Source organism: Zoogloea sp. GDB6, from assembly GCF_056724105.1.
In genome coordinates this window covers 2,687,593-2,707,447 of sequence record NZ_CM161497.1, presented here as the reverse complement: position 1 = coordinate 2,707,447, position 19,855 = coordinate 2,687,593, and the positions used below count along the sequence as shown (strand labels likewise).

General features: G+C 63.6%; 19 protein-coding genes and 2 pseudogenes. 4 read left to right on the top strand and 17 right to left on the bottom strand.

The window, feature by feature from the left end; genetic code table 11:
- Positions 1-139 precede the first annotated feature (139 nt).
- From AC1PQG_RS12300 to AC1PQG_RS12265, 8 genes and pseudogenes are all read right to left on the bottom strand, one after another.
- Positions 140-361 (bottom strand): hypothetical protein, encoded by a 222-nt coding sequence (locus tag AC1PQG_RS12300; RefSeq protein WP_481123067.1) that lies wholly within the window; start codon positions 359-361, stop codon positions 140-142.
- A gap of 310 nt (positions 362-671) precedes the next feature.
- A pseudogene (locus tag AC1PQG_RS12295) lies at positions 672-1,097 on the bottom strand (alpha/beta fold hydrolase); the annotation flags it as partial.
- 132 nt (positions 1,098-1,229) lie between these two features.
- Positions 1,230-3,995, bottom strand: a complete 2,766-nt coding sequence (gene mgtA / locus AC1PQG_RS12290) for a magnesium-translocating P-type ATPase (protein WP_481122824.1) — start codon at positions 3,993-3,995, stop codon at positions 1,230-1,232.
- 370 nt (positions 3,996-4,365) lie between these two features.
- Positions 4,366-4,845 (bottom strand): RES family NAD+ phosphorylase, encoded by a 480-nt coding sequence (locus AC1PQG_RS12285; RefSeq protein WP_481122823.1) that lies wholly within the window; start codon positions 4,843-4,845, stop codon positions 4,366-4,368.
- Positions 4,842-5,294, bottom strand: coding sequence for a type II RES/Xre toxin-antitoxin system antitoxin (gene parS / locus AC1PQG_RS12280; RefSeq protein WP_481122822.1), 453 nt, complete (start codon positions 5,292-5,294; stop codon positions 4,842-4,844). Before parS ends, AC1PQG_RS12285 begins: the two co-directional genes overlap by 4 nt.
- Before the next feature lie 95 nt (positions 5,295-5,389).
- Positions 5,390-8,338: a response regulator gene (locus AC1PQG_RS12275; protein WP_481122821.1), complete on the bottom strand. Its 2,949-nt coding sequence runs from the start codon at positions 8,336-8,338 to the stop codon at positions 5,390-5,392.
- 547 nt (positions 8,339-8,885) lie between these two features.
- Positions 8,886-10,058, bottom strand: a complete 1,173-nt coding sequence (locus tag AC1PQG_RS12270; protein ID WP_481122820.1) for an MFS transporter — start codon at positions 10,056-10,058, stop codon at positions 8,886-8,888.
- The gene (locus AC1PQG_RS12265; protein WP_481122819.1) at positions 10,055-11,248 is read right to left on the bottom strand and encodes a serine hydrolase domain-containing protein; all 1,194 of its coding nucleotides are present in this window, start codon (positions 11,246-11,248) and stop codon (positions 10,055-10,057) included. Before AC1PQG_RS12265 ends, AC1PQG_RS12270 begins: the two co-directional genes overlap by 4 nt.
- Before the next feature lie 115 nt (positions 11,249-11,363).
- On the opposite strand from AC1PQG_RS12265, the gene AC1PQG_RS12260 reads away from it, so the two are divergent.
- The 3 genes and pseudogenes from AC1PQG_RS12260 to AC1PQG_RS12250 all read left to right on the top strand — a co-directional run.
- The gene (locus tag AC1PQG_RS12260; RefSeq protein WP_481122818.1) at positions 11,364-12,254 is read left to right on the top strand and encodes a LysR family transcriptional regulator; all 891 of its coding nucleotides are present in this window, start codon (positions 11,364-11,366) and stop codon (positions 12,252-12,254) included.
- A gap of 217 nt (positions 12,255-12,471) precedes the next feature.
- Positions 12,472-12,627: a hypothetical protein gene (locus AC1PQG_RS12255; protein ID WP_481122817.1), complete on the top strand. Its 156-nt coding sequence runs from the start codon at positions 12,472-12,474 to the stop codon at positions 12,625-12,627.
- Positions 12,628-12,766: 139 nt separating this feature from the next.
- Positions 12,767-13,063: pseudogene (locus AC1PQG_RS12250) on the top strand (DUF1302 family protein); the annotation flags it as partial.
- Between the two features lie 35 nt (positions 13,064-13,098).
- Here AC1PQG_RS12250 and AC1PQG_RS12245 read toward each other — a convergent pair.
- On the bottom strand, positions 13,099-13,473 hold the full coding sequence (locus AC1PQG_RS12245) for a hemerythrin domain-containing protein (protein WP_481122816.1): 375 nt from the start codon (positions 13,471-13,473) through the stop codon (positions 13,099-13,101).
- Positions 13,474-13,637: 164 nt separating this feature from the next.
- Between AC1PQG_RS12245 and AC1PQG_RS12240 the strand changes: the two genes are divergently transcribed.
- Positions 13,638-13,790, top strand: a complete 153-nt coding sequence (locus AC1PQG_RS12240) for a hypothetical protein (protein WP_481122815.1) — start codon at positions 13,638-13,640, stop codon at positions 13,788-13,790.
- Positions 13,791-13,841: 51 nt separating this feature from the next.
- Here AC1PQG_RS12240 and AC1PQG_RS12235 read toward each other — a convergent pair whose 3' ends face one another.
- The 8 genes from AC1PQG_RS12235 to AC1PQG_RS12200 form a co-directional block, all read right to left on the bottom strand.
- A complete protein-coding gene (locus AC1PQG_RS12235; protein WP_481122814.1) occupies positions 13,842-14,123 on the bottom strand; it encodes a hypothetical protein in 282 nt (93 codons plus the stop codon).
- A gap of 528 nt (positions 14,124-14,651) precedes the next feature.
- Positions 14,652-14,927, bottom strand: coding sequence for a hypothetical protein (locus AC1PQG_RS12230; protein WP_481122813.1), 276 nt, complete (start codon positions 14,925-14,927; stop codon positions 14,652-14,654).
- Positions 14,928-14,943: 16 nt separating this feature from the next.
- Positions 14,944-15,213 carry a hypothetical protein gene (locus tag AC1PQG_RS12225; RefSeq protein ID WP_481122812.1) on the bottom strand — a complete coding sequence of 90 codons (270 nt, stop codon included), beginning with the start codon at positions 15,211-15,213 and terminating at the stop codon, positions 14,944-14,946.
- Positions 15,214-15,399: 186 nt separating this feature from the next.
- Complete coding sequence (locus AC1PQG_RS12220; protein WP_481122811.1) at positions 15,400-16,221, bottom strand: zonular occludens toxin domain-containing protein; 822 nt, start codon at positions 16,219-16,221, stop codon at positions 15,400-15,402.
- Positions 16,222-16,223: 2 nt separating this feature from the next.
- Positions 16,224-16,550: a DUF5455 family protein gene (locus AC1PQG_RS12215; RefSeq protein WP_481122810.1), complete on the bottom strand. Its 327-nt coding sequence runs from the start codon at positions 16,548-16,550 to the stop codon at positions 16,224-16,226.
- Positions 16,551-16,560: 10 nt separating this feature from the next.
- Positions 16,561-17,904, bottom strand: a complete 1,344-nt coding sequence (locus tag AC1PQG_RS12210; protein ID WP_481122809.1) for a hypothetical protein — start codon at positions 17,902-17,904, stop codon at positions 16,561-16,563.
- Between the two features lie 370 nt (positions 17,905-18,274).
- Positions 18,275-18,520 carry a major coat protein gene (locus tag AC1PQG_RS12205; RefSeq protein WP_481122808.1) on the bottom strand — a complete coding sequence of 82 codons (246 nt, stop codon included), beginning with the start codon at positions 18,518-18,520 and terminating at the stop codon, positions 18,275-18,277.
- 278 nt (positions 18,521-18,798) lie between these two features.
- Positions 18,799-19,854, bottom strand: coding sequence for a phage/plasmid replication protein, II/X family (locus AC1PQG_RS12200; RefSeq protein ID WP_481122807.1), 1,056 nt, complete (start codon positions 19,852-19,854; stop codon positions 18,799-18,801).
- Between the last annotated feature and the right edge of the window lies 1 nt (position 19,855).

Below are 19,855 nucleotides of genomic sequence, written 5' to 3'. Positions count from 1 at the left end.
GGAGGGCGCGCCCCACGGCATCCGCGTCAATGTGGTGATTCCGGCGGTGGATGGCGGGTGTTCGTCGGTGCTGGTGACGGCGCTGCAAACGGGGAGCCGGCAGATGGAACGTGCCAGCGGCTCCGTGCCGAGGCACGCCTTACCGAAGCGGCTCCAGCCTGATCTGCCGGTAGGGCAGGTCGTCCGTCAGCGCGCCATCGCGCAGCCAGTCCAGCGGGATGCGCCACAGGGAGTCGGCGAAACGGGCGTTGAAGAAGGCGAAGTGGCCGATAGACTCGAGCCCGAGGTCCTCCGGCTCGATGCGCAGGTGGGTGGATGGGCTGCGCTCGTAGTAGCGGAGCAGCCGGTGGATGGCTGGCACGGTGCCGAACTCGTCGTCGCTGGTCGATAGGGCCAGCGTGGGCGCGGTGACGCGGGCAAAGGATTCGACCAGTTGCGTGCGCGCTTCGGTCGAACAGGGCCTGCGGGCCGGAGCGGTAGATGTCCTCGAAGCGGGGGTGGGGCGCGACCCAGTCGCGCACGACGCCCCGCGGCGTATCCTCCAGCCAGCCGAGCCGCTTGCCGGGAAAGTAGCCGAATAGGGCGGTCAGGGCCGGCATCACCACGTGCCAGCGCAGGTACATCGCCAGCCGTTTGTGCTCGGCGTAGTCCCGCCAGTAGGCAAACTGCGAGCCCATCGTGAAAACACGCTCGATCAGGTGGTTCGACGGTGCCATGCCGACCAGGAAGCCGCCGACGCTATGGGCCACGACGTGGATGGGATGTCCCGCGAAGCGCTGGCTGGCGAAGCGGAGCACGCCCTCGAAGTCCTTGCTGCCCCAGTCCAGCCAGCTGGCTTCGAAGCCGCGCATCCTGTGCGGCCGCGAGCCGCCGATGCCGCGGTAGTCGTAGGTGATGACGTTGAATCCCCAGCCATGCAGAAAATCCGCAAAGCGGCTGTAGTAGCGGCTATGGACGGAGGTGGCCGGGTTGATGACGACGACCGGCGCGGGACCGTGGCCATCGTTGGGGCTGCGCGCCCAGATGTGGGCCTGGAGACGGAAGCCATCCACCGCGGGGATGCGCACCTTTTCAGGAGTGATGGGTGTTGCTTGCATGATTGGGGCAGGGGGTATCGGGATGGCCTTGAGCCTACGACCGCCGATGCGTGGGCTCAACCGAGTTTTTGGTCAGCATGCATTCCTCTCCGGAATGCATGACCGCCGCCCGCCGCGCCGATCATGCATACGTTATTGCCAGCCGAAGCGCCGGCTGTAGAAGGCCTTCATGGCCTGGGTCAGCACCATGTAGCCGGCCAGGATCGCCGCCAGGATGGGGAAGTAGGACCACGGCAGCGCCTGCAGCTTGAAGTAGTGCGCGACCGGCCCCATCGGGATGAAGACACCGACAGCCATGATCAGGCCGGTGGCGATCATCAGCAGGCCGCCGGGACGGCTCTGCACGAAGGGGATCTTGCGGGTGCGGATCATGTGCACGACGAGGGTCTGGGTCATCAGCCCTTCGACGAACCAGCCGGACTGGAACAGGGTCTGGTGTTCCGGTGTGTTGGCGCCGTAGACGAACCACATGACCAGGTAGGTGGTGATGTCGAACACCGAGCTGACCGGCCCGAAGAACAGCATGAAGCGGCCGATGTCGGCCGGGTTCCAGCGCTGGGGATCGCGCACCAGCTCCTCATCCACGTTGTCGAAGGGAATCGCCACCTGCGAGAAATCGTAGAGGAGGTTCTGCACCAGCAGGTGCATCGGCAGCATCGGCAGGAAGGGGATGAAGGCGCTCGCCACGAGTACCGAGAAGACGTTGCCGAAGTTGGAGCTGGCGGTCATCTTGATGTACTTGAGCATGTTGGCGAAGGTCTTGCGCCCCTCGACGACGCCTTCCTCCAGCACCATCAGGCTCTTTTCGAGCAGGATGATGTCGGCGGCTTCCTTTGCGATGTCCACCGCAGTGTCCACCGAGATGCCGATGTCGGCGGTGCGCAGAGCCGGCGCGTCGTTGATGCCGTCGCCCATGAAGCCGACCACGTGGCCGTTGCCCTTGAGCACGCGGACGACCCGTTCCTTGTGGGCGGGGGTGAGCTTGGCAAAGATGTCGTGGGTCTCCACGGCTTCGGCGAGCTGGGCGTCGTCCATGCGCTCCAGGTCGGAGCCGAGCAGCACCTGCTGGGTCGGCAGGCCGACCTCGCGGCAGATCTTGGCGGTGACCAGCTCGTTGTCCCCGGTCAGCACCTTGACCTTCACGCCGTGGGCGAACAGGGCGTTGAGGGCCGGCTCGGTGGATTCCTTGGGTGGGTCGAGGAAGGCCACGTAGCCGATCAGGGTCAAGCCGGCCTCGTCGGCGACGCCGTAGGATTCCTTATTGGGCGGCAGCTCCCGCGCGGCGACGGCCACGACCCGCAGGCCGTCCTCATTGAGGTCGGCGGTCACCTCGCGCACGCGGGCCAGCAGCTCGGGCGTCAGTGCCTCGTCGGCCTCGCCGTGGCGGACCCGGGCGCACACTGCCAGGATCTCCTCGACGGCACCCTTGCAGATCAAGAGGTGATGATCTTCATGCTCGGCGACGACCACCGACATGCGGCGGCGCTGGAAGTCGAAGGGGATCTCGTCCACCTTGCGGAAGTTGCTGGCCGGGTTGAGTTCCCGGTGCACCTCGGTGTGCTCCAGCACCGCCACGTCGAGAAGGTTCTTGAGGCCGGTCTGGTAGTAGCTGTTGAGATAGGCCGCTTCCAGCACGTCGTCCGACTCCTCGCCCCACACGTCGGTGTGGCGGGCCAGGAAGATCTTGTCCTGGGTCAGGGTGCCGGTCTTGTCGGTGCACAGCACGTCCATCGCGCCGAAGTTCTGGATCGCGTCCAGACGTTTCACGATGACCTTCTGGCGGGACAAGATCACCGCGCCCTTGGCGAGGGTCGAGGTGACGATCATCGGCAGCATCTCCGGGGTCAGGCCGACGGCGATGGACATGGCGAACAGGAAGGCCTCGGTCCAGTCGCCCTTGGTGAAACCGTTGATGAACAGCACCAGCGGCGACATCACGAACATGAAGCGGATCAGCAGCCAGGCGACCTTGTTGACGCCGGCCTGGAACTGGGTCGGCGCGCGGTCGGTGGCGGTCACCCGCTGGGCGAGGGCGCCGAAGTAGGTGCGCGCGCCGGTGCCGACGACCACCGCTGTGGCCGAGCCGGACACCACGTTGGTGCCCATGAAGACGATGTTGTCCAGCTCCAGCGGATTGGTTGCCGACAGGTCGCGCAGGCGCGCGAACTTCTCCACCGGCAGGGATTCGCCGGTCATCGCGGCCTGGCTGACGAACAGGTCCTTGGCCGACAGCACGCGGCAGTCGCCGGGAATCATGTCGCCGGCCGACAGGGCGACCAGGTCGCCGGGCACCAGCTGGGCGATCGGCACTTCCTCCCGGTGGGCCGGGTGGACGTGCAGCTGGATGTCGAAGTAGCGGCGGGCGTCCTCGGCCGCGTCCTCGCTGAGGTCGCGGCGGATCACCGTGGCGGTGTTGCTGACCATCGCCTTCAGCTTGTCGGCGGCGATGTTCGACTTGTGTTCCTGCCAGAAGCGGATCGCCACCGACAGCACGACCATGGTGCCGATCACCAGGGTGGCCTTCATGTCCTCGGTGACGTAGGAAATGACGGCCAGCAGGGTCAGGAGCAGGTCGAAGGGCGTCTTGTAGCAGTGCCACAGGTGCAGCCACCAGGGCAGCGGCTTCTCCTGCTCGACCTGATTGAGGCCGACCTGGGCACGGATCAGCTCGGCCTGGGCGGTGCTGAGGCCGTCGGGATGGCTGTCGAGCTGCTTGAGCAGCTTGTCCGGTGTGCTGCGGGCCGCCGCCGCCAGGGTCTGGGCCAGCGATGGCGGGACTTCGCGGCTGACCGTGGTACGCGACAGGCTGTCGAGCAGCGCGAGACGACGGAAGTGACGGCCGAAGCCGCGGCTGCGGACGAATGCCGCAAAGAGTTCCTTGAGAAACGTGAGACGCATGGAAACCTCCCCCCGTGTTCCTTCCTTCCAGGAACGCGGAATGGCAGCACGCCTGCCGGCGATGGGCATGGCGTGGTACTGACGACTGGGAAGCGGTGGGGAAAGGCCGAGGACTCGACTTTCCGGCGCCACTACCCGCCTTGTTCAGGCAAGGTAGCGGCAGGATGTGACTCTGCGGTTACCTTGCCGGTTCGTTCAAGCTGATGGACGACGGGCTACTGGGGCTGTCCACAGGGACACTCCTGAAATGAAGACGGGCGAATCTTGCGCCGATGGATGCGGCGCCGCAACGTGAGAATGTAACGAAATAAAGACGATTTCCGGCCGGGCGCAATGCCTCGTCAAGCGGGCGGGCGATGGCTGCGGACGGTCACGCCTGCCCGCCAAGATTGCGCAGCAGGCGGGTATCGGTCTGTAGTGACTGGGGGTCGCCCACCGTGATACGGCTGAAATCCCGATGGCGGGGGTTGAGCAGGTAGTTACGCTCTGTCGGAAGCACCGAGCTGGGAACGCTCAGAACCGCGCTTTGCATGCTCTGCAGCCAGGCCTGCCCCAGGGCCTGCAGGACGTCGCGGGCGCCGATGGTGCGCCAGTCGTCCGGCAGCTGCTTGGCGTCGATGCGTGTTTCCGGCAGGTCCGCAGGCTGGTGGGCGGGGATCAGCACGTAATGGGCGCGCAGCGGGCCGTCCTGCACCATCAGCTCGAGCAGGGCCAGGGATTGGGATTCGGCGGTGTAAACCACCTCCCAGCCTTTCGGATTCCAGCGTCCGCCGTAGAGCCGGGCGCCTTCACCGCTGAATGCCGTCTGCGCAAACCGGGCGGTGGTGATGCGCCAGACGGTTCGGGTCAAGCAAACACTCCGTGCTCGATGCGCCCGAGGGTGTCCATGACGCTGTCGGCCCCGATGTCGGTGTCCAGCAGCGACAGCGGGGTGACGCCGCCCAGCGCTGCATTGGCGCTCTGGAGCCAGTCCAGCGCGCCATCGGCATCCTCGAAGACGACCTCGGTGCGCTCTACCACGCGGGCAAAGCGCACGAGCTTGGCCGACTCTTCGGGGGACAGGGCGCCTTCGCGTTTGCGCCTGGCCAGCGTGCGTTCGGGGATGGCCAGGGCATGGGCCAGATCGCTCTGCGTGATGCGCGTGATGCGCACCACCGCGTCCACACAGGCCGAGGGTAGGCCCCGGCGCACCAAGGGGATCCAGTCCATGGTGACCCGGGGCCGGGCGTGCAGCACGCCTTCGCCGCCGAGCAGCGTTACGGCTGAGACGGGAGAGACATTCAGGCTGGCGGTCGTCATCAGTGGCTCCTGCGGCATAAGCGCCATTTGGCAGTCATTCTGGTCAAAATTGACTGCAAAGTCCATCCCCCCAAGCCCTGTGTTGAGCCCGGGCCCTACGAAGTGCGGGCCTGGTCCGGCTCCTGCAGCCAGAACAGGAGCTTGGCGTAGAACAGCTCCGGCACCACCGGCTTCGACAGGAAGTCGTTCATGCCGGCATCGAGACAGTTGGTGCGGTCTTCGCTGAAGGCATTGGCGGTCATCGCCAGGATGGGGACGTCCTGCCATCCGGGGATCCGGCGGATGCGGCGGGTTGCCTCAATACCGTCCATGCGGGGCATCTGCATATCCATCAGGATCAGGTCGTAGGCTTTCATTTCTGCCTTCTCGACAGCCTGCTGTCCGTCGTCCGCGGTCTCCACCATCAGTCCGGTCGTGGCGAGGAGGTCGACGACCACCAGCCGGTTGATCGGCTCGTCCTCCACCAGTAGCGCGGTCTTGCCTTTGCAAGTTTCGGCCAGCTGGGCCTCGACCTCGCCGGGGGCCAGCCTGGGCTGGGCGGCATCCGGCTGGGTGCTCTTCTCCAGCCGGGCGGTGAACCAGAAGGTGCTGCCGCCCCCGAGGCTGCTCGTCACGCCGACCTCGCCCCCCATCAACTCCGCCAGATGTCTGGTGATGGCGAGGCCCAGACCGGTGCCTCCATATTGACGGGTGGTCGAACTGTCGGCCTGTTCGAAGGCGACGAAGAGGCGTGCGCAGGCCTCCGGCGCAATACCCACCCCTGTGTCCTGAACCTCGAAACGCAGGAGCACCGATTCCGCATCCTCTTCGACCAGGCTGGTACGTATCGTGATGCTGCCGGCCGTCGTGAATTTGAGGGCGTTGTTGGCGTAATTGAGCAGCGCCTGGGTCAGCCGGGTTGGGTCTCCAAGCAGGTGCTTGGGGAGGCTCTCGGTGTCCAGCCTGAACCTCAGCCCCTTGGCCTGCACCCGTGGCGCGATGATGGACGCGATATTGCCCAGCAGGGCCTCAATCATGACGTCGGTTCTTTCCAGCGTCAGCTTGCCGGCCTCGATCTTGGACAGGTCGAGAATGTCATTGATGACACTCAGCAGGTGATCCGCCGCCGCGTTGATCGTCTTCAGGCGGTTGCCCTGTTTTTCGGTGACACCTTCCCGCATCAGCAGATGCCCCATTCCCAGGATGGCGTTGAGCGGGGTCCGGATTTCGTGGCTCATGTTGGCCAGGAACGCACTCTTGGCACTGGTCGCGGCGTTGGCCGAATCCCTTTCCTTCTGGGTGCGGAGGCTATGGATGCCGAATGCCAGGTTCCGGGCGACTTCTTCGAGCAGCTCCACTTCCTGCGCGGCAAAAGCATTGGGCGCGGCGGAATAGAGCGCCAGCGCACCAATGATCTTTTGCTGGCAGACCAGGGGGAGCGCAATCACCGACTGGTAGCCGCGTTTCAGCACGGCCTCACGCCAGGGCGCCAGGGCCGGATTGACCTCGGCATTCTGCACGACCTGCGTCAGCCCCGTCCGGATGGCTACGCCGGTGGGGCCCTGAAACGGGCTTGCTTCATCCCAGGAAATGTAGAGACCGTTCAGGTAGCCGTTCTCATGACCGGATACGGCGACCGGCCGGACCGACTTGCCTTCGTCCTGTTCCGCGAATCCGACCCACGCCATCATGTAGCCGCCGGTGGCGACCATCAGCTGGCAGATCGCGTTGAGCAGGGTCGGTTCGTCGGCCGTGTGGGCCAGCAGCAGATTGCAGTCGCTCAGCAGGCGCAGGGAGCGATTGAGGCGCCGCTGCTCCCGCTCCGCCTGCTTGCGCTCGGTAATGTCACGCGACGAGGCGTAGAGCAGTTCGACCCCGTCGATCAGCAGCGGCTGGGTGCTCACTTCCACATCGACGCAGATACCATCCTTGCGCCGGTACTCCATCTCGAAGGGCATGGATGCCTGGCGAAGGAAGAGCGCGTCGATCCGCCTTTGCGCACCGTCTTCGGCATGGACATCCCATCGCGCGATGCTCATGCCGAGCATTTCCTCGGGGGTGTATCCGAGTAGCCTGCAGAAGGAGTCGCTGGCCTCGAGCACGCAGCCCTGGCGGTTCAGGATATGCACGCCGTCGCTGGCGTTCCTCAGCAGCACCTTGGCACGCAGCCCTTCGCGCTGGGACTCGATGAGCATGCGCCGGGAAAACAGCGTGAAGAAGGTTGTAACGCAGGCAAAGGCGATCAGCGCAGCGAGCATCTGCCAGACCTGCTGATGCCAGCCTTGCAGGTAATCGTCGTGGGCCATGCCGACGATCAGATGGAAGGGGCCGGACGACATGCGACGGTAGGTGATCAGGCGTTCGACGCCGTCGGCCGTCTTGTCCGTGTGGTAGGTGACGGGGCTTTTTCCGGAGGCAATCGCTGCCATCAGGGTCTTGTTGTAGATGGGCGCACCGAGCCGTCCGATGGGGGCGTCGAGCACGGGATAGCGGGTGATCAGGTCGAGGCGCGCATCGCGCAGCACGGCAAGCCCGTGGGCGCCGTAGTCGATCTTGCTCAACTGCTCGTAGAAATACTGGACTGGAATGGCAATCGCCACCACGCCGCCAAAGCGGCCGTCCGGATGGTTGTAGCGCAATACCACGGGGATCACCGGCATCCGGGTAACCCGCCCGATGACCGGATTGCCGATGAGGACACCCGCGTCCGGTGCCTTGCGGAAAAGGGAGAAGAAATCCCGATCCGCCCAGGAAACCTCCTTCGGCCTGACCTGGTCGCCCAGGATGACGTTGCCGGCTTCATCGCTGATGCGGATCTTCGCGCCTGACGCGAGCCGGGCCTCCAGCCGTTTGAGAAAGCGATTGATTTCCTGGGGCTCGAGTTTTCCGTGGACACGCAAATCGTCTTCCAGCTTGTCCACCACGGTGCTCAGGCTGAGCCGGATGCCGCCGATGCTTACTGCCAGACTCTCGTCGAGGGCTTTGGCGATGTTCTCGTTGATGATTTCGGCGCGCTTGTCGTACTGCTCGCGACTTTGATGGAGGACGCCCGCCGTAACGAGCACGGCGACCGCATTCAGTCCAAGCCAGAAGGCCAGGAGACTCCGTCCGATCCTCGAATTGCCGCTGATCGGAAGTACACGTAACAACCCCGGCAAGGTCATGATTGTGTGCAGATTCTCCAGCGCGTATGCGACCAACTATACGCCGAAAAAAATGAACGCCGATCAATCGGCGCCTACCAGGGCATCAAGCACAAGCTGGCCGACATCTACACCCGCAACGAGATGGCCCGCGCCCGGGGCCCGAGTCGGGTTTTTCGGACTCGGCCCTGGATGATCGGATGATTGCCTGCCAGTAATGGAATGCAAACATCCGTTTTTCGGTGATCGAGCCCGAAGTTTCGGTGGCAATCATCGAAACTTCGGCGGTGCAATCCGAAGTTTCGGTCTCGTCGGTCGAAACTTCGGACTCCGGGACCGAAGTTTCGGATTCAAAGTCCGAAACTTCGAGGTCCGGGTCCGAAACTTCGGTGTGCCGGGCCGAAGCTTCGAACCCGGCGTCCGAAAAATGGATAGTGAGTATCCATCTGTGGCGCGGCGCCATTCGATTTCATCCCGCCGGCGCGGGAAAACCGTGCTGTCTGGCCGACCATGCCACCAGCAGCGTGGCCAGCAGCAGCGTCAGCAGGGCAGGGGAGAAGGCCCCGACGCCGAGGCGCTCCAGCAGCACGCCACCCACGATGCCGCCACCGGCAATGGCCGTGTTCCAGGCCGTGACCAGCATCGACTGTGCGACATCCGCGGCAGCGCCGGCGGTCTTGGCCAGTGCGGTCTGGAACAAGGTTGCGGCACCACCAAAAGCCAGTCCCCAGGCCCCCACCGCGGCATAGACGACGATCGCCGCATCGCCTGCGATGCCCAGCGCTAACGCCGAAAGTCCGAACAGGCCGCTGCTCGCGAGGGTCAGCGTGCGCAGATGCCGGTCGATCAGCATGCCGATGATCCAGATACCGAGCAGCGACGTGACGCCGAAAACCAGCAGCACCCGATCCGTGCGCTCCACCATGCCGGCCATCGCCAGAAACGGCGCGATGTAGGTGTAGAGGATGTTGTGCGCGAGGACGAAGGCCAGCACCACGAACAACACCGGGCGAATACCCGGCAGGGTGAAGACTTGCCGCAGCGACAGGCGTTGGTCCGCAGCCTGCCCCGCGAAGTCCGGCACTTTCAGGTAGATCCAGACCATCAGGGCCAGCGCCAGCAGGCTCATGGCGCCGAAGCACATGCGCCACCCCATCGCGGTGCCGAGGAAGGTGCCGGCCGGCACCCCCAGGGACAGGGCCAGCGGCGTGCCCGCCATGGCAATGGCGATGGCGCGGCCCTGCTGGTGTTCGGGCACCATCCGCGCCGCGTAGCCCGCCAGCAGCGCCCACAGCAATCCCGCCGAGACGCCTGCCAGGAAGCGCGCCAGCAGCATCAGCGCGAAGTTGGCGGACAGGGTCGTCACCGTATTGGCGATGGCGAAGCCGGCCATGGCGGCCAGCAGCAGCGGCCGCCGCCGCATCCCCTGGGTGATGGCCGTAAGCGGAATGGCGGCGACCAGGGAGCCGATGGCGTAGAGGGTGACGGTCTGGCCGGCCCATGCCTCGGAGACGGCCAGGCCTTGTGCCATCCGGGGCAGCAAGCCGGCCGGCAGCGCTTCGGTCAGGATGGTGATGAAAGCCGCCATGGCAAGGGCCAGCAGCGCTCCGACAGGCAGGCGCGCGTGCTCCGCCGGGCTCATCGCCCGGCCTCCAGGGCGCCGTAGACCGCATCGCGCAGATCGGTGACAAAACGCCCCGACATGCCTTCGTACAAGGTGTTGGTGAAGGCGACGACGCTGAGTCCCCGCGCCCGATCCACGAACCAGGCATGGCCGTAGGCGCCACCCCAGCGCCAGGTGCCTTCCGACTCGGGGGAAGCGGCCAGGGCCGGGTCGCGCAAGACCGAGAATCCCAGCCCGAAGCCGAAGCCCGGCGCATTGGGCAGCTCCTGTCCGCCGGTCTGATCGCGCGCCATCTCGGCGATCAGCTCGTCGGGCAGGAGCGCGCCGCCACCCTGGCGCAAGGCTTCCAGCAGACGCAGGAAGTCTCCGGCCGTTCCCGCCATGCCCGCACCGCCGGACGGGAAGGCGTGGGGATCGAAGATGCGCGCGGGGCTGTAGGGGATGCCGATGGCCCCTTCGAAGGGGGAAACGGTTTCGCCTTCCGCCAGGGGGTGTGGCCGGGGGGCGTCATTCACATAGGCGGTCGCCACGCGTTGCGCGTCCAGGGCCACAAAGCCGGTATCGGCCATGCCCAGCGGAGCGGTCACGAGTTGGCGGACGGCGGCCTCCAGGGGCTCGCCGTGCACCTGTTCGATCACGGCGCCCAGTACGTCGGTGGCCAGCGAGTAGCCCCAGGCTGTGCCCGGCGCGTACAGCAGCGGCGCGCTGGCGATGCGGCGCAGGTTCTCTTCCAGGCTGATAGCGGACGCATCCATGCCGTCGGAGACGCCGGCCCGCGCATAAGGACCGTCCGCATCCGCTTCGAAGAAGCGGTAGCCCAGCCCCGCCGTGTGGCTGAGCAGTTGCCGCACGGTGATCTGCGCCGGCCGTCCATTGGCCAATTGTGGTCGGAAACCGGGTAGCCAGCGATCGATGCCGTCGTCCAGGCCGAGCCGGCCTTGCGCCACCAGCACCAGCGCGGCCGTCGACACGATGGGCTTGCTGACCGATGCCAGGCGGAAGATTGCGTCGACGGTCATTTTTCGCTGGCTTTCGCGGTCGGCCCAGCCGGCCGCCTGGCGGTCGATCAATACGCCGTCGCGGGCCACCAGGACCACGGCACCGACCAGACGCTGTTCGTCCAGCGCCCGCTGAAGCGCAGCCTGGATGCGGGCGGACAGATCGGTGGGCGGCAGGCCTGAAGACTGCGGAAATACGGGCGTCGTCACGGGGAAATTCCTTTCGTCAATGAACATGCCCGTCACGATAGGAAATCGGTGATTAGAGAAAAAGCAGGGTACAGTTCCATTTTGAGCGGAACTATTTGTCCGCAATGGGGGCGCGGTGGACAGCCTGAACGGCTTCATGGTGTTTGTGCAGGTCGCCGAGACACGCAGCTTCGTCGCGGCCGGCCGCTTGCTGGGCGTATCGGCCTCCGCCGTCGGCAAGAGCGTGTCGCGGCTGGAAGAAAAGCTCGGCGTGCGCCTGTTCCACCGCAGCACGCGCAGCGTCTCGCTGACGGCCGAAGGCACGCTGTTCCTGGAGCGCAGCCGCCGCATCCTCGCCGAGATCGAGGCGGCGGAACTGGAGCTGTCGCAGGCGACGTCGGCGCCGCGCGGCCGGCTGCGGGTCAGCCTGCCCCTGGTCAGTTCGCTGGTGCTGCCGGTGCTCGGCGAGTTCATGCGCGACTACCCGGCCATCGAGCTGGACCTGGACTTCACCGACCGGTTGGTCGATGTGATCGAGGAGGGTTTCGATGCCGTTGTCCGGACCGGCGACCCGGCGGACTCGCGCCTGTCGGCGCGCCGGCTGGGCGTTTTCCGCTCGATGCTGGTCGCCTCGCCCGACTACCTGGCGCGGCGGGGCACGCCGCAGGTGCCTGCCGACCTGCTGCAACACGCCTGCCTGCACTACCGCTTTCCCAACAGCGGCAAGCTGGAAACATGGGCGCTGCGACAGGCGCCCGGCGAGCCCGAGCTGCCGTTGCCCACCTCGATGATCTGCAACAACATCGAGACGCGGGTGTGCTTTGCGCTGCAGGGATTGGGGATCGCCTACCTGCCGGAATTTGCGATCAGGGAGCCGTTGGCGGATGGGCGCTTGCGTGCTGTTCTGACAGCGCACGTGGAACGCACCGGCGTCTTCCATGTGCTCTGGCCGGCCAGCAAACATCCCTCGCCCAAGGTCCGCGCCTTCGTCGATTTCCTGTGTGCCCGGGTGTTTCCGTCCTCGTAGACCAGACAACCCCCGCAGCCGCTGGACCTTTGGGCGTCCTCGGCGCTCTCCGTGTCCTATCTCCGTGCAAGCCCCTCCAGGCTCTCCCGAGAGCCTGGAGCGTGGGCCGCGTCCCAGCTACGCCCGACGGCCCTCAGTTTCCAGGATCAACGCGCACCCAGCCCTCCATCAGGATGCGGGCGCTACGGCGGATGTCGCGCAGGCTCGGCGAGCCGATGTGGCCGACGTAGGTGAGGCCCAGCTGCAGGTTGCCGAGGTACTTGAAGTCGGGCGCCGCTCGTCGCGGCCCATGCCGGAGAAGCTGCTGCCGGCCAGGTTCTGGGTCCAGATCACCTTGGTGCTGAGGTCCCAGCCGCTGAACAGGTTGGGGTAGTCGAACAGTGCGCCGAAGCCGCCGACGGTGGTGCTGCGGGTCTGGCCGTCGTAGACGAAACGGTTGAAGTCGCCGTTCTGGGTGGGCAGGTCGCCGCTGATTCCCGACTTCCGACAAATCCTTCTTCAACACCAACCATGGCCTGGCGCTGTCCGGCACGCTGGCCCTGAGCTACCCCGGCGTCTTCGAGGGCTGGGATCTGTCGGTGCCGATCAGCCTGTCGCGCCAGCTGCAGGGCCGCACGCTGACCGGCGGCGTTGGTGGGGAAGGGGATACGCGTGGCAGCATCGGCGCCAACTTCACCTACAACCGCAACTTCCAGATCGGCCTGACCTACCTGGGCTACTTCGGTAAGGCGGAGACGGTGGACCAGAAGAAGATCAACCTGCTCACCGATCGGGACAAGCTGTCCCTGGTCATGAAGTACTCCTTCTGATCCTGCTGTCGCAGTTCGCTCATTTGGGCACTACGTCAGGCGCTGGCGGCCCAGTGCTTCTGCAGGACTTCGAAGAGCTCCCTTTCCTCGAAGCGGACATGGTCCGCGAGCATGCGCCCCAGGCTCGTCAGTGCCGCCGGATCCTGGTCGCGCGTCATCAGGTCTTCCATATCCCGGTGCTCTTTAACGAGCCGTTCGGCCAGCGCCACCTCACCAAATTCGCGTAGCTGCGGAAGCAGATCCCGCTCCTCGTCGCCGAAATGGCGCAGCAGGGTGGGCTTTTCCTGGCGCAGGAAGCTCGTGACAGCGGGCAGGCCATCCGCGGTACCCGCGCCTGCAAGTCGCTTGGCCAGGCGCAGCGCAATGTGGTGTTCGCGGGACAGTTCGATGAGGCGGGGATCGCGCAACATGGTTCGGCTCCAGCATTAGGGTGAATGAAAGGCCCCGGCGACGGATGAGGGCGCGGCCCTGTAGCTTGCCGACCGTTCTACCTGAAAAGAACGGTGCGTTGCTACTGCGCTTCAATTCAAGCGCCACTTTGCCTACCTGAAGGAAACGCAACTTCAAGCCCTACATGAAGAAGGGCCTGTGGCTCGGCTCCTTCCTGTTCGGCGCCGAGCAGAAGCTCTTCGGCGGCAACGTGCCCTGGATGCTGCACAACCACGCCGACCACACAGCAGCAGTAACCAAGCGAAACAGTGTGGTGGATGCAGCCGCGGCAGTTTGATGAGAGAATCGCCTCATTCTGATACTTCTGAAAATTACTGTTTTCAGAAGTTCAGTCATCAGGAAACTCAAGGCCCTGCTGTCGCGGCTCTTCCCTGTCTCCAACCAGATCCGACACGGTTACGCCTAACACCTGGGCGTACCGAAACAGCGCAAAGGCCGGCATTCGCCGGCCTTCTCGTATGTACCGAGCTGTCAGCGTGTATTGGACGCCCGACAGATGGGACAGCCGGTACATCGTGACGTTCTGCGCCGACATCTCGGCCAGCACGCGCCGGGCCAGCCCGGCGTACCAGTCTTCTTGCACTTCCCAGGGTTTCGGTTTGGCAGCCATGGCAGCGGCACGCTATCAGGCCCGCGTGCCGCGCCGCTGCGTGATAGTTCATTGCGGGCGGAACCCCTTTTCTGTTCGGCAGCGCGCGAGCCGCTGAGCGGCTCGGCAGCTTGCCGATGCCTGGCGCTGGGCTGAGTTTGATTTTCGTCACTGCGACGGATTATGTACGGTAGGCAGGAAGAGCGAGAGGAGGAAAGGCGAGAGACTGGAACAGAGGGCAAGGCGAAAGGCAGGCGAGGCAAAGGCGGGAGAAACGGAAGGGACTGAAACAGAGGCAGGAACAACGGCGAGGGGTCAAGGCAGGGAGGGCAGAAACGGCGGAGACGAGAAACGACAGAGGCGGAAAGGCGGCAAGGCAGAGGCGGGAAAGGCAAAAGCAACGGCGAGGGTGAAAAGCAGGGGTAGGCGGCGGAAAGTACAGCAGAACAAGGAGATGCGGCGCCACGCTCGAGCTCGGCGCCCTCCTCTACATCACGGCAAGGCGAACCTGGCTCGAGGCCAGGCCTTTTTCGTCACAGTTAAGGAAATTCAGAGCAGTTTGACCAGGGCCGCGATCAACGCCGCCTGGCCGAGCAGCAGGCCGGCCACCCACTTGATGATGTCGGCCTTCGTTTCCGCGATCGACGTATGGACATCGGCACGCAGAGCCGTGATGTCTTCCTTCGTCGCAAGGCTACGCAGCTCGACGAGTTCGCCCAGGGCATCGCGCAAGGCTTCGGCCTCGGCTTTCGCGTGGGCCTCGGGCATGCCGGCATCCTTCAGGCGTTCCACGTACTTCAGGGTGTCGAAAGTGATCGCGCTCATGGGGTTCCCTTTTCCGTCACTGCGACGGGTTTTGCGTCATCCGGCTACGCAGCTCGGAAACGATGTCCTCGAACGTCATCCTTTGGCCCAGACGATGGGCATCGGCAAGCCGCTCGTAAAGCATCGATGTCGGAATGGACTTCTCGTCATTGCTACGGAACGCCGTCTGACGGGCCTTGCGCATACGCTCAGCCCCGGTTTTGGCGTTGCCCATCGACGGACGGCCGCGGCGCCTCGGTGCATCGCCGATCAGGTCCGCCGTTGCCTTGTCGTTTTGATCGACCATTTTCGTCACCGTTGCGCTAATTCGATGAAGTGATTTTACGTCACTGCAACGCAAATTAAAACTATCGAAAGTTTGTAATTAAATAGCATGAGGCGATTCAATTCCGTTTCAAATAAAACGATTCAAATGAAACGTTTTATTTGTAATGAAATCAACCAGTTAAGCGCCCTACTCTACACGAATCGACTAGACGACGCCGGAGAGAACCAGGCGCCGGGCCTGGGCGAACGCCTCATCCGGCGGCAACGCGGCCAGGGTGGCCACCGCCGGCAGTTTGGGCTTGAGAGCGGGTTTCGACGGTGCCTTGCGGCGCAGGAAGGCCACCAGGGACGCGAGGAAGGACCGGGGAGGCTTCGGTGCCCAGTAGCCAGGCGGAAGGACGGTGTGGACGCCGTGAGGGTAGTCAGAGCGGAACACCTGCTCGGTGTCGTATGCGTCGAACAGGTCATTGCCCCGGTACATCCACCGATCCGACAGCAAGGCATGCTGATCGACCCCGTAGCGGACGTAAGCGATATGAACCCGGGGAGGCTTGAGACCGAGGATCGGGATGCGAATTCGGTCGGCACGGCGGCAGATGACGTGGAACTCAGCCAGGGCTTCCCGCACCTGCTTGTCGATCTGATTCGGATGCTGGGCGATCAAGTACGTGTCCCAATGCAGTTTCCGGGAGTGCGCCAGCCACTCCAGCACGCCCTGGCGATCCTTGTCCTGAAACGTGCGGGCGTTGAGCCAGGTCGCCAGCTCATCAAGCACGAGGACGCCAAACTTGCCCTCATCGTACTTACCTTCGTACGCCGCGCCGATCGCCTCGAGATCGGCCCGGGTCGGCTTGTCAGGCAGGCGGATGACACGGGCGGATCGGTTGTCCAGGGGTAGCAGCTTGTCGAGGTGCAAGTCGAGGTTGGTGGCGACGCGAGCGCCCCGCCGGAGCGCTGCACGAATCCGAGCCACGCAAACCAGGCTCTTGCCGTTGCCCTTCTTTCCGGTAACAAGGTAGTCCGCCATGGTCAGGTGCTCTGCACGATGTAGCCGATATTCTTGAGGGACCAACGATACAGCGCGACGGTGGTGTCGCAGGACAGGATCGCCGCGAAGCACGCCGGGAGATTGTCCGGGCAGGCAACCCACATGCCGATTTGCGCACCAGGCATATCCGGCACGTGCGACGCAATGCCATTGAGCAGCAGCGACATCGATCCGTAAAAGGTGGCAGTCAGCGCCCCGAGGGTCGCCACCGCCGACATGGCCACGGCCAGCTTCTTGCCGACGAACTGGGCCAACCAGCCGGCGAGCGATCCGAAAAGATTGGCAAGCAGTGTTGCGAGCAATGGCATGGTGATTTCCTCAAACGATGTTCATGGCGTCGCGAGCCGAGCGCCAGATATAAAGACCTGTCATCACATACATGACGTAACTCCACAGGTCCCGGATATAGCCGAGGGGCTTGCAGACATTGATCGAAAATTGATGAGCCGTAACGCCATATTGCAATGCGGAGCACGCACCGGCCGGCGGGCTATAGACCCACGTAACCCCCCAGTTCTTCGGACGCGTGACCTCTTCCAGCTTCGCAGTCACTTCGTCATACGCCGAGATGATTTTCTGCTTGGCACTCTGATCGACCGTTGTGACATCACTCGATACACCGGTCTCATCGACCTTCACGCCGCACGGCGGCTTGCCGGCAATACCGCATTCGGCGCCCTGCTGTTGCTGACCATTCCCAGCGCCGCCCGTGCCCAGACCAGAATTCGGGTCGGCCTTGGTGGTGGTCTCAGAGGTAATAGACGTTCCCGTTGCGGTTCCTGAGCTGTTGTATTGCGTCGTGGTCGTGGTCGTGGTGGTCGTGCAAACGCCCGATGCGCACACCGTGCTATCCGTCTTATTAACGGTAGTGCGAGTGCCATCGGCATTGGTCGTTTGAGTCGATTTTGTTTCAGTTTCTTTCGACGACGTTTTGGCGACACATTTCACCGTCGAGCCGACATAGCCATAGCCCATGCCACTGGCAACGCAATCGTATTCGGCAGTGTTTTTCGGAATTAAAGCAGGCGTCGTTTTAGGCGACGCAGCCGCTTGACCCGTCGGGCAGCTCTGCCCGGAATACTTGGCGGAAAATTGACCGTAATACGTACCATCCACAGTCATGCCAGCCGATCCAACTTCTTTATCCACTGCAGCCAAACAACCGCCGGAGCAAAAGGTCTGGCCAACGTAATTATCATCGGATCGCACCGGGAAAGACATCGATAGTTTCTTATTCGCACCGTCACCAAAATCAATAGAGCCATCATCGAGAGCTTGTCCAGACCTAGACGAACACGGATCAGGAACAGTACAAGCAGTCCCATTCCAAGTTTTTCCGTCCGGACAATAATAAGCGACCGCATTTGCGAAACAATCATCAGTTGTAGCAGTAGATCCTTTTGTATCAACTAAATAGGTCTGGGACTGAACACAATATTGAGAATTGCAATTAGGTCCAACCGGAGACCCAAATGTACGCATATTAGTAGTGTTGCCACACTGATTTGCCACTTGAGCCGAAGCCGATGAAAAACAACCAGACGTAAAACTAGACGTATTGCAATAACCTATTAAACCACCCGCCGCAAAAGCAGATACCGAAACCGACGCAAGAAAAGCACCGAGAACAAACCACAGGATTAACCGTAACTCGCGGATCATTTAGCAATCCAATCAGCGAACACGGACACGCCGCACGCAATCAAAGCCAGGACGCAGAAACGACCGGCACTCCAGCACATAGGTCTCAGGGAAAAGCACCGACACATCACGTGGCGGACCAGCATCGGCTTTGAGGCAATTGTCTGAATAGACGCCCCGAGCACAACGAAAAACTGCAGGAGTGCGCGAGGCTGAGAGATTGGAATCAGAAGCAGGCTTGCGAGCATTGATGCCCCCTGGTGAAGCCGCTTTGGCCGGTGCAGGAGCCGGCAGCGGCGGATTGTCTTCTTGAGCCGCCGCCGACTGGCTCAAGAAGAAAGCGGCCACGAGGGCCGCGATCCTGCATGACGAGGACGTCATGCGCACAGCATTACACCTTGGAGGCGCCGCGCTTGAAGAGCGAGATCAGCACGAAGCCAACGGTGATGGCGCCGACGACAGGCCACACCAGGTCGATGAGCGACAGCGCATCGGTCTTGAGATTGGTGAAGGCTTCGGTAGCCGCAGTCGGCAGTGCGGCGTGCGCCTGAACGGCGACCACCGAGGCGCCAGCCGCAACGGCCTGAGCGATACGACGACGGATGGAGCCCTTCTGGGCGGCTTGGGTGGTTTGCATCATGGTTCTCCTAAGTGTTGCCCTATCGGGCGGGTTATCGGCTGTCTGCTCCCGTCACGGCCGGCCCGGCGGGCCGTCCATTCCGGGATCACACAGCCTGATCGGCAAGACGCCGAAAAAGCCTCACCAAGTAGCCGGCGCAGAAGCCAACGGCCCATGCGCCCAGGTACAGGCCTATCAGTTCGGGGGTGTCGGTGATGTCGGTCACGACCAGAGCCCCGAGAGGTAGCCGGCAGCGAACGCCAGCACCAGAAATCCAGCGTGGAGGTAGGCTTCCATCAGGCCGCTCTCAGTTCTGCCCAGGAGCGAACGGGCGAGGCAATGCAGATCTCGCGGCGGCGGAACGGGAGGACGTTGCCGGCGCCGATGTCGGCGTCGGAGAGGCCGGCGGAACGCAGCATGGCGATATGGCGGAACCACGTCGTGCGGGGAATCGACTCGCGGGCCAGTTCGAAGCCCACGGCCTTGATGAGCGCCCAGGTGCGATGCGCAGCAAGGGCCTGTGACTTGGTCACCTGCACTTGAACGCCTTTCTTCGTGACCGTGACCTTTTCAAGTTCTTCCAAGAGCATGCCCATGTCCGTGACCTCCTGCTTTCCGATGAAGCGTTCGAAATACTGTTCGTGCTGTTTCTGCAGTTCTTCGGTGGTGAGATCCCACCAATTGCGACCCTCTTCAGCCAGCCGGCGAAACCAGCGAGCGCCGAGGGTGAGTTCCAACCGTGCGAGACGGTCGGCAAGTTCAAGCAACTCGTCCGAGATTTCGGCTTTGCGATCCTTGACCAGCTTGCGAAGCTGATCGCCTTTGCCGTAGCCCTTGCCTTTGCGCAGGTCCGAGCCCTTGTTCCAATAGACGCTATCCCCTCCCCCGCTGGTCGCTTTGGCACGGCCCGCATCAGCGGTGATCAGCTGGCGAAGGAACTGCTTCACCTCGCGCTTGCTGGAGAGCGCGTAGTTCTCGGTGACGTCGATCCGGCGGCATTCCCACTCGTGAGCCGGCGGCAGGATCGAGGCGAGGCACTTCGAGGCGAAGCGCGTCAGGACGCCAGCGCACTCGCGAACCTCCGAAGAGCCGAAGACATTGTTGCCGTAAGTGATGAAGGCCGGTGAGGCGCCGATGGTGAGGCGCATCTCACCGTCAGCACCGCCGGTGACGGTCCAGCACAGGCCCGGGGTGTCCGAGCGCAGGGCGTCGAGGTCAAGGACAGGCTTTTCCCAACGGATTTCGCCATCGGGAGAGACGCAGGTAATGCGGCCGAGGGCGGAAAGCACGCGGTCCTGTATCGCCGGCGGCAGCTTCGCCAAGGGGTAACGGAGGGTCATCCAGTCGATCACG